Origin of the sequence: Natrinema gari JCM 14663, from assembly GCF_000337175.1 — an archaeon.
GTDB lineage: Archaea > Halobacteriota > Halobacteria > Halobacteriales > Natrialbaceae > Natrinema > Natrinema gari.
Genome location: NZ_AOIJ01000056.1, coordinates 25,743 through 34,383 on the forward strand (window position 1 = coordinate 25,743; position 8,641 = coordinate 34,383).

Sequence of the window (8,641 nt, forward strand, 5' to 3'; positions counted from 1 at the left end):
GGTGTCATCGTAGCCACGCGACCACGATGATGCGCGTCAGCCCGATCGCGAACCCCAGTTTCGGCTTCTTGCTGTCGCCGTCCTTTCGGTCCGCGATCTCGACCGGTATCTCCTCAAGTCGGAGGCCGTTCTTCCGGGCCTCGATGATCAACTCCGGCGCGTTGAATCGCTCCTCAGTGAGGGTGAGCCGCTCGAGCATCGGCCCCCGAATCGCTCGGTAGCCGTTCGTACAGTCGGTGATGTCGGTGTCCATCAGGACGTTGATCAGGCCGGTGAAAAACCGGATCCCGGTCCGGCGAACGACGCCATTGCCGGACCGATCGACACCGAGGTACCGCGATCCCATTACGTAGTCGGCCTCGTCCTCGACGATCGGCGCGATGAGGCGGTCCAACTCCGACGACGGATGCTGCCCGTCGCCGTCCGCCGTGACGACGATCGCCGCTTCGTGCTCGAGCGCGATCTCGAACCCGGTCTTCAGGGCACCCCCTTGTCCCTGATTGATCGGGTGCTCGACGACCATTGCGCCGCTCGAGGCGGCCCGCGCCGCGGTCCCGTCGGTCGACCCGTCGGAGACGACCAGCGGCTGGACGTCGTAGCCGCGGACCGACTCCGGGAGCGACGAGACGACGGTGCCGATGGTATCGCTCTCGTTGTACGCGGGAATCACGACGAACACCGTCTCCGCCCCGCCGTCCGTCCGCGGGGCTCGGTCGACGGAGAGCGATCGGGTCAGCGCCGCGACCTCGTCGCGGGCCGCTCTGGCGACGCTCAAGGCGTACAGGACGACGCCGAGCAGGACCAGCGTCGCGAGCAGCGATACGACGACGTAGCGCCGTTCGATCTCGAGAACGGTCCCGACGAGGTCGAACGCCTCCGGAACGAACACGAGCGACGCGACGCCGGACGCGAGCGCGAGCGCGATCGCGAGGTCGCGGCGCTCGAACCGTCGCCGGTAGCGGTCGAACCCCCAGTAGAGGATGGCGGCCGTGAGCGCGAGCAACGCGATATCGAGCGGGGCGGGCGGCAGCGGACTCATGCGTTCCGTTCGACGAGCCGACGGATCGTGTCCTCGACCGTGTGCGTGGGGTCCCAGCCGAGGCGGTCGTGTGTCCGCGTCGTCTCGACCGGGAAGGCGTCGACGAGCGTCTCGTCGCCGCGGGGGTTTTCGACGAGTTCGGTCGAGACGTTGATCCCCGCGATGTCGGCGACGCAGTCGCTGACGACCTCGGCGAGGGCCATCACACTGGGGTCCTCGTCGCTGGCGATCGTGAACGATTCGGCACCGGTCTGTCCCGCCGCCAGCCGATCGACGAGCACGTCGGCGCTGCGGAGATACGCGCGTGCCACGTCCTTGACGTGGACGAAGTTCCGCGATTGGGTCCCCGGTTCGTAGACGGGCAGCGGTTCGGCCGCGAGCGCCCGCTCGACGAAGAAGTTGAGCACCGCTCCCTTCGTGATGACCTGCCCGTCGATCGTGTGATCGCCGTACAGGTTCGACTTGAGGAACAGGTGCGCCGGGAACGAGTCGGCCGCGAGGGCGTCGATGAGCCGCTCGCCGACGAGCTTGGTCCGCCCGTACCAGTTCAGTGGGGCGCGCGGCTGATCGGCCGTGATCGGGAATTCCTGGGGGTCGCCGACGACCGCCATGCTCGCGGGGAATACCAGGGCTGCGCCGCGTTGTCGACAGAACCGCGCGACGTGGCCCGTTCCGATCACGTTGATTTCGTAGGCCAGTTCCGGGTTCGCTTCGCAGTCCTCGACGCCGCTGATCGCGGCGAGGTGCATCACGATGTCGGCCCCCTCGAGCGTCGCCCACAGCCGGTCACGGTTCCGAACGTCGACGTACTCGACGGTGACGTCGCCGATCCGGCGCAGCGACCCGCGGTAGAAGTCATCGATCGCCGTGATCGACCACGACGGGCGTTCGGACTGGAGGAGCGCGACGACGCGGCTCCCGATATAGCCCGCCGCGCCGGTGACTGCGACGCGGACCTGCCGTGACTCGTCGCCGGTCGAGACGGCGTCCGTCCGGTCCTTACCGGTGGCCATCGACGTTCACCTCCCGCGACGACGCGTTCGGTCGCGACGCGTCCAGCGCGCCGCCGGCGTCACGCTGTCGCGCGAATCGGTCGGCGAGTTCGCGAACGCCCGCCCGGAGCGTCCACGACGGTTCGAACCCCGTCTCCGAGAGTCGGTCGAACTCGACGTGGTAGGACGGCCCCGGCCGTTCGTCCTCGAGATAGACGATCTCGAGGTCTCGGTCGAGTTCCTCCCTGACGACGCGAGCGACGTCCTCGATGCGGTAGTTCTGTTCGGTGGAGCCGACGTTGTACACGTCCCGTGGCCACTGGTCGGGCGAGAGCGCCGCGTGTTCGTACGCTCGCGCGGCGTCTTGCACGTGGATGAACGGCCGCCAGTTCCTGCCGTCGCCGTACACCGTCAGCGGCCGGCCGGTCAGCCCCCGGAAGACGAAGTGGTTGACGACGAGGTTGAACCGGATGCCGGGCGCGTAGCCGTAGTTGGTGCTCAGTCGGAGCGATGTCGCCGCGAAGTCGCCGTCGGCCGCCGCCTCGCGAACCACCCGTTCGGCCTCGACTTTCGCCTCGGCGTACGGATTGCGGGGTGCCGGGGACGCCGTCTCGTCGATGTGCGTGTCCGCGACGCGGCCGTAACTGTTGCACGAGGAGGCGTAGACGACCGCGTCGACCCCGAGTTCGTCCGCCGCAGTCACGACGGTTTCGGTGCCGCCGACGATGACGGCGCGCGTTTCCGCGGGGCGGTCGTGCGTGCTCTCGGCCCCGGTGATCGACGCGAGGTGGATCACGCGGTCGACGCCGCGCATCGCGCTCTCGACGGCATCGTAGTTCCTGACGTCCCCCTGCCGGAACTCGAGACCGTCCCCGACGACGCCAAGCAGCGCCCGCGGTGAGCCGGCCGCGAGCGAATCGAGGACCACGACCTCGGCGACCGCTTCGTTCTCGTGGAGGCGACGAACGAGCGCGCTTCCGATGTAGCCACAGCCGCCAGTGATCAGGACCCGCACGGATCAGCCCTCGCTCAACACGTCGGGGAGGAAGCGGTCCTCGTGTGCGACGATGACGTCCTCGTGTTCGAGCAGCGTCTCGAGGATCGAGCGAACGCTCGCTTCGAACGACGTCGTGTGGCCGTCGATGAGCGCTTCGTAGCGATCGTTTTCGATCTCCATCGCGTGCGTCTCGTCCTCCGCCCGGGGGTTCTCGACGTGCTCGACGTCGACGCCCAGCCCGAACTCGTTCGCCACGTCGGCGACGGTCTCGGCGATTTCGACGATGCTGATCGCTCGTGCAACCTGATTGTAGACGGTGTGGGCCGCGGGCCGTTCGCTCGGGTCGGTGAGCGCGAGTCGCGTCAGTCCCTCGACGGCGTCCTCGAGCGCGATGAAGGGCTTGCGCTGTTCGCCGCGCCCGTAGACGGTTATCGGATAGCCGGCCACGGCCTGCGCGCAGAACCGGTGGACGACGACGCCGAAGTAGTAGTCGAAATCGAACCGCGTCCCGAGTCTCGGGTCGGCGGCCGTCTCGGCGGTCTCGGTGCCGTGGGTGATCGCCGTCCGAACGTCCGACACCGGGATGTCGAACTGGTCGTGTGCTAGCCGCATGTTCGCGGCGTCGTGGCACTTCGTCAGGTGATACCAGCTTCCGGCCATCGCCGGAAACGGGACGTCGTCGCGCTCGCCGCGGTGCTCCATCGTCGCCCCACCTTCGGGGATAGGGAACTCGGGCGCGCCGTACACGCCGGTCGTCGTCGTCTCGATGAAGTGCGTCTCCTCGAGTCCGTGTTCCTCCAGCGACCAGAGGAGGTTTCGCGTCGCCTGGAGGTTGTTGTGCTGGGTGAAGTTCGCCCGATCGCGGCTGAGTTGGGAGTACGGTGCCGACGGTTGGGCCGCCGTATGGACGATTGTCTCGGGTTCGTGGATACGAATCAGCCGGTCGACGAACTCCCCGTCGGTGAGGTCCCCCTCGACGAACGACAGGGATCGGCCGTCGTGGACCTCGGTGGCCGCCTCGAGCCGCTCCGCCATCGGGTGGACGGGCGTCGCACTCGTCGAGCCGACGGTGTCGACCCAGTCCCGTCGCGCGAAGTTGTCGACGAGAACGACCTGCTCGTCGGTTCGGGATGCGATACGAATTGCTGTTGGCCAGCCGATATACCCGTCTCCACCGGTGAGCAGCATGGACATGATGCTACCAGATAGTGATCCGAACGATAGCAAAAAATGTATTCATTGGAAACATCCGATGACAGTCTCAGGGTCGTTATTTACTCATCGCCTTAGATATCTTCGTTCTCCTATGCCAATAGTATAACAATCTAGGAGATCAAATTTATTGTTGGTGGCGTCACAACACGGGTCGTATGGCTGAGACAGGCGATTCCGACGAGCCGTCAGAGACGTGTGATCGATGCGACGACGCGATCGACGACGAACTGATCGACGATATCGACGACGGTGCGGGCTGTGTCGAGATCTGGCAACACCTCAGCGAGGGCCGCGACGAGGAGTGACACCTGGACGAACGGTTCCATGCCGCGGTGTTGCAGCGGACGGTGACGACCAGTAGTTTCAACACCGTTCCGGTGGTTCGTGATGAACGGCATGCGTCCGACACGAGTCCTCTGGAGCCGGCTCTCCCTCGCGGGGTTCCTGGCCGCGTTCGCGGTCGTCATCGATCGCCCGCTTCCCCTGGCGGGGGCGGTGCTGGTCGGCGCATGGATCCTCGCGTCGCAGTACTCGTTTCTCGCCGCGCTCGAGCGAACGACCTGCCGGCTCTCGATCACTCGCGGGCTCCCGTCCGCGACCGTTCACGCCGGCGAGTCGACGCCGATACCGATCGCTGCAACGCTCGCGGAGCCGACCCCGCTCTCCCTCGAGATAGACGCCGGTTTGCCGACCGCGGCGACCGCGGACCGCGACGCGGCGACCCTGACACTCGAGCCGGATGCGACGGCCGCGACGGCGACCGTGTCGGTCACGTGGCCGGTCGTCGGTCGCCACCGCTTCGACGCCGCTCGAGTGACTGCGACCGACGGTCGGTTCGTCGAGATGGTTGCAACGGGCGAGCGCCCGACAGTTTCGGTCGCGTCGCGAGGCCCCCGGCGGCTGCACGTCGGGGAGGGCGGCGATCGGCTCGCGAGCCCGTACGGTGCGCACGCGCTGCGCCGGTCGGGTCGCGGGATCGAGCCGGCCGAGATACGGGAACACGTCCCCGGGGACGCGGCCAAGCGGATCGACTGGAATGCGACCGCGCGGTTCGCGACACCCCACGTCCGCGAGTACGAGACGGAGACGACCCGCCGGACCCTCCTCGTGGTCGATCACGGCCGCTCCCTCTCGACCGGCCCGCCGGCGGCGACGAAACTCGAGTACCTCCGTGAGGTGATGCTCGCGACGGCCGACCGCGCCCGGGAGCTCGACGACCCGCTCGGGCTCGTCGCCGTCGACGACGGCGGCGTGACGAGCCGTCTCAAGCCAGCCGCGACGACCGGGACCTACGCGGCGGTTCGCCGCGAACTCCTTGCCATCGAGCCGACGCCGTCGGACCCGACCGCCCGGCGCGCCGCCGAGCCGCCCGCTCGACCGCCGACGCAAGCGGCCGACGGTGGCCGTGCCGAACGTGGACGAGCGTCCGCACCGCCCGTCGAACACTCCTCGTCGGTTCATGAGCGGCCGACGCGGGCGACGGCTCGCGGTTCGGCTTGGGATCTCGAGGGCGATACCGACCCCTTCGCCGAGACGCTCCGGCCGTTCTACGCCGATGCCCAGCGGTACCGTCGGCTCGCTCGGGAACGGGTGCTCTTCGACGCCGTGGAGACGGCGCTGACGGCGACCCCGTCCACGTCGTTGGTGGTCGTCTTTACCGACGACTCCGATCCGGCCGCGCTTCGAGAGACGGTGTCGATGGCTCGTGCGAACGACGCCGCCGTGACCGTCTTTCTCGCCCCGACGGTGCTGTACGAACCCGGCGGGCTGGCCGACATCGAGCGGGCGGCCGACCGCTACCGCGAGTTCGAGGCGTTCCGCCGCGACCTCGGGCGGCTCGATCGGGTCCGCGCGTTCGAAGTCGGCCCCGGGGATCGACTCGCGACCGTTCTCGAGGCGGGGCGCGAACGGGGTGATCGACGATGAGCGATCGACAATCCGGGGCCGCCGAGACAGGTGCTGACGACGCGCCCGGATCACGTCGGACCGTACGCGCCATCGTCGCCGACCGGGTGCCGGACCGCACCGTCCCGCGGCTCCTGGCGCTCGCGGCACTCGTCGCGGCGTTTACCCACGCGGCCGGCCGACCGGGTGCAGTTGCCGGCATCGCGACCGCCGCCGTCTGGGACGCGCTCGAGACGCCGTCCGCGATCGGTGTCGGACATGTCGCGCTCGTCGGGCTCGTTCCGGCCGGGATCGATCCGGTTTCGTTCGCACTCCTCGAGGCCGGGTTCGTCGCGCTCGTGCTCGCTTCGGCCCCGCGAACGGCGAGGGACGCTCGGATCGGCCACGCCGCGGCTGCGCTGGTGAGCGCTGGGGGTCTCGGGGGACTTGCCTGGGCCGTGCTGGGTCTGGGGGGCCGGCCGCTCTGGATGGCCGCCGTCGCGTCGCTCGCCGCGCTCGCCGGCGGCGTGTACGGTCTCCATCGATACGGACTCGTCTTCGTCCGCGACCGGGCGGGACGCGACCGTCCCGATTCCGGCCCGCGGCCGAGCGAGTCGACCGCCAACCCATCGACCGCGGCGACGGATCGCGTCGGTTCGTCGCCGCCGGACCCGGACTCGACATCCGACGCCGACACGCACTGATGACACGGAACACTGCCGATTCAGAGCGGACCGATTCACGACCATCACGGAGCGACGACGCTGTGGAGGCGTCGCCCGTCCGAACCCAGGCGGCAGCCAGAGCGGACCGGCTGGCCGAAGAGAACGCCCGCCTCCGGGCGGCGTACGCACGCTCGATGCAGGGGACCTACCGCCACACCGCACGCTGGCTCGCCGTCATCGGCGCGGTCGCCGTCCTCGGCGGCGGCCTGGTTCACCACGGCCGCCCCGTCCTGTTCGCCCTCGGCGCGACGGGTCTGTTCGGCGCGGTCCTCACTTACTATCTCACCCCCGGCCGGTTCGTCGCCGCCACCGTCGGCGACTGCGTCTCCGCCGCCGCCGCGGCGAACGCACAAGCCCTGGTCGACGACCTCGCACTCGAGGATGACCGCCGCTATCTCCCCGGCACCGATCCGTCGTCGGTCCGCCTGTTCGTCCCACAGCGGGCCGACAGCGACCCCCCGGCGGACGCCGCTGGGCCCTTCGTTACGCGGCCGGCGGAACGAGGACTCGTCCTCGAGCCGACCGGCGGGCGACTCCTCGCGGCGTTCGAGCGAACGCTCGATGGTCCGCTGCCGGCCGAGCCGACGGTCGCGGCGACGCGACTCGCCGACGGTCTCGTCGAACAGTTCGAACTCGCGAGCGAGGCCGATCCGGCGGTCGATCCCGACGACGGGCGAGCGACCGTCGCCGTCCACTCGGCCGTCTTCGGCGATGTCGACCGGTTCGACCATCCCGTCGCCTCCTTTCTCGCCGTCGGATTCGCCGCCGCCCTCGACCGCCCGGTCGACCTCGAGGTCGAGCCGGGCGCGGACCGATCCGAGTGGCTGATCACCTGTCGCTGGGACCCGGCGTGACGCTCCTCGTGACTCCGACCGCCCGCATCGCCGTCACTCCGCCGGGGACGCACCGTCGCCGCCGCTCGCCGCCTCCTGCTCGATTGCGGCCTCGGTCACCGGAACGTCGACGGACTCGATGACATCCGCGACCACATCGGCCGCGGCGACATCGCTCAGCCCGGCATCGGTCGTCAACACGAGGCGATGGGCCAGAACCGGTTCGGCCAGCGCTTTCACGTCGTCCGGGATGACGTACTCGCGACCGCGGATCGCGGCGCGTGCCTTGACGCCGTTGAGAGACGCGAGCGTCGCTCGCGGCGACGCTCCGTGAGCGACATCGGGATGTGCTCGTGTCGCCCCGGCGAGATCGACGAGATACTGTTTGACCGGGCGGGCGACGTGAACGCCGTCGGCGCGCTCCCGCGCTGTGAGTATCTCCTCGCGGTCGACCACCTGCTCGATCGCCGTCGGCCCGAGCATCGGCTCGTCGTCGAAGCGGTCGACGAGGGTCAATTCCGCGTCCTCGTCGGGGAGGTCGATCCGGTGTTTGAACTGGAAGCGGTCGCGCTGGGCCTCCGGGAGTTCGAAGACACCCTCCATCTCGATCGGGTTCTGCGTCGCGATGACCATGAACGGCCGCGGCAACGCGAGGGTCTCGCCACCGATGGTGACGTGGCGCTCCTGCATGGCCTCGAGTAGGGCGCTCTGGGTCTTCGGCGTCGCGCGGTTGATTTCGTCGGCGACGACGATGTTGGCGAAGACCGGCCCCCGCTGGAGTTCGAACGTCTCTCCGCTCTCCCGGTAGATCTCCGTGCCGGTGATATCCGCCGGCAGGATGTCGGGCGTCATCTGGATGCGATTGTACTCGAGGCCGCTCGCGCGGGCGAAGAGGTTCGCGAGCGTCGTCTTCGCCACGCCGGGAACCCCCTCGAGCAGGAGCTGTCTCTTATACA

At 68.9% G+C, this 8,641-nt stretch carries 9 protein-coding genes; 4 read left to right on the forward strand and 5 right to left on the reverse strand.

All coding sequences use genetic code 11. The features are described 5' to 3' along the window. Nucleotides 1–4: 4 nt before the first annotated feature. From C486_RS12590 to C486_RS12605, 4 genes are read right to left on the reverse strand one after another with little or no spacing between them, the layout of a single operon-like run. The gene (locus C486_RS12590) at nt 5–1,039 is read right to left on the reverse strand and encodes a glycosyltransferase family 2 protein (RefSeq protein WP_008456704.1); all 1,035 of its coding nucleotides are present in this window, start codon (nt 1,037–1,039) and stop codon (nt 5–7) included. Continuing rightward, complete coding sequence (locus C486_RS12595; RefSeq protein WP_008456705.1) at nt 1,036–2,052, reverse strand: NAD-dependent epimerase/dehydratase family protein; 1,017 nt, start codon at nt 2,050–2,052, stop codon at nt 1,036–1,038. Before C486_RS12595 ends, C486_RS12590 begins: the two co-directional genes overlap by 4 nt. After that, complete coding sequence (locus C486_RS12600; RefSeq protein WP_008456708.1) at nt 2,039–3,046, reverse strand: NAD-dependent epimerase/dehydratase family protein; 1,008 nt, start codon at nt 3,044–3,046, stop codon at nt 2,039–2,041. Before C486_RS12600 ends, C486_RS12595 begins: the two co-directional genes overlap by 14 nt. A 3-nt stretch (nt 3,047–3,049) precedes the next feature. Then, nucleotides 3,050–4,222 (reverse strand): NAD-dependent epimerase/dehydratase family protein, encoded by a 1,173-nt coding sequence (locus C486_RS12605; protein ID WP_008456710.1) that lies wholly within the window; start codon nt 4,220–4,222, stop codon nt 3,050–3,052. Between the two features lie 176 nt (nt 4,223–4,398). Here C486_RS12605 and C486_RS21710 point away from each other — a divergent pair, with 176 nt between their 5' ends. The 4 genes from C486_RS21710 to C486_RS12620 all read left to right on the forward strand — a co-directional run bounded on the left by C486_RS21710 (nt 4,399) and on the right by C486_RS12620 (nt 7,706). Further along, nucleotides 4,399–4,548: a hypothetical protein gene (locus tag C486_RS21710; RefSeq protein ID WP_008456712.1), complete on the forward strand. Its 150-nt coding sequence runs from the start codon at nt 4,399–4,401 to the stop codon at nt 4,546–4,548. A gap of 91 nt (nt 4,549–4,639) precedes the next feature. Further along, nucleotides 4,640–6,169, forward strand: coding sequence for a DUF58 domain-containing protein (locus tag C486_RS12610; protein ID WP_049910522.1), 1,530 nt, complete (start codon nt 4,640–4,642; stop codon nt 6,167–6,169). After that, nucleotides 6,166–6,831 carry a hypothetical protein gene (locus tag C486_RS12615; protein WP_008456715.1) on the forward strand — a complete coding sequence of 222 codons (666 nt, stop codon included), beginning with the start codon at nt 6,166–6,168 and terminating at the stop codon, nt 6,829–6,831. The genes C486_RS12610 and C486_RS12615 overlap by 4 nt, the downstream gene beginning before the upstream one ends. Then, nucleotides 6,831–7,706 carry a hypothetical protein gene (locus tag C486_RS12620; RefSeq protein WP_008456718.1) on the forward strand — a complete coding sequence of 292 codons (876 nt, stop codon included), beginning with the start codon at nt 6,831–6,833 and terminating at the stop codon, nt 7,704–7,706. Before C486_RS12615 ends, C486_RS12620 begins: the two co-directional genes overlap by 1 nt. Before the next feature lie 33 nt (nt 7,707–7,739). Here C486_RS12620 and C486_RS12625 read toward each other — a convergent pair. Then, nucleotides 7,740–8,641, reverse strand: a 902-nt coding sequence (locus C486_RS12625; protein ID WP_008456720.1) for an AAA family ATPase, incomplete at its 5' end; no start/stop codon positions are given.

Excerpts from the sequence above, each read along its gene's own strand:
- C486_RS12590 (WP_008456704.1), bottom strand. The coding sequence starts at position 1,039 with ATGAGTCCGCTGCCGCCCGCCCCGCTCGATATCGCGTTGCTCGCGCTC.
- C486_RS12595 (WP_008456705.1), bottom strand. The coding sequence starts at position 2,052 with ATGGCCACCGGTAAGGACCGGACGGACGCCGTCTCGACCGGCGACGAG.
- C486_RS12605 (WP_008456710.1), bottom strand. The coding sequence starts at position 4,222 with ATGTCCATGCTGCTCACCGGTGGAGACGGGTATATCGGCTGGCCAACA.
- C486_RS21710 (WP_008456712.1), top strand. The coding sequence starts at position 4,399 with ATGGCTGAGACAGGCGATTCCGACGAGCCGTCAGAGACGTGTGATCGA.
- C486_RS12610 (WP_049910522.1), top strand. The coding sequence starts at position 4,640 with ATGCGTCCGACACGAGTCCTCTGGAGCCGGCTCTCCCTCGCGGGGTTC.
- C486_RS12615 (WP_008456715.1), top strand. The coding sequence starts at position 6,166 with ATGAGCGATCGACAATCCGGGGCCGCCGAGACAGGTGCTGACGACGCG.
- C486_RS12620 (WP_008456718.1), top strand. The coding sequence starts at position 6,831 with ATGACACGGAACACTGCCGATTCAGAGCGGACCGATTCACGACCATCA.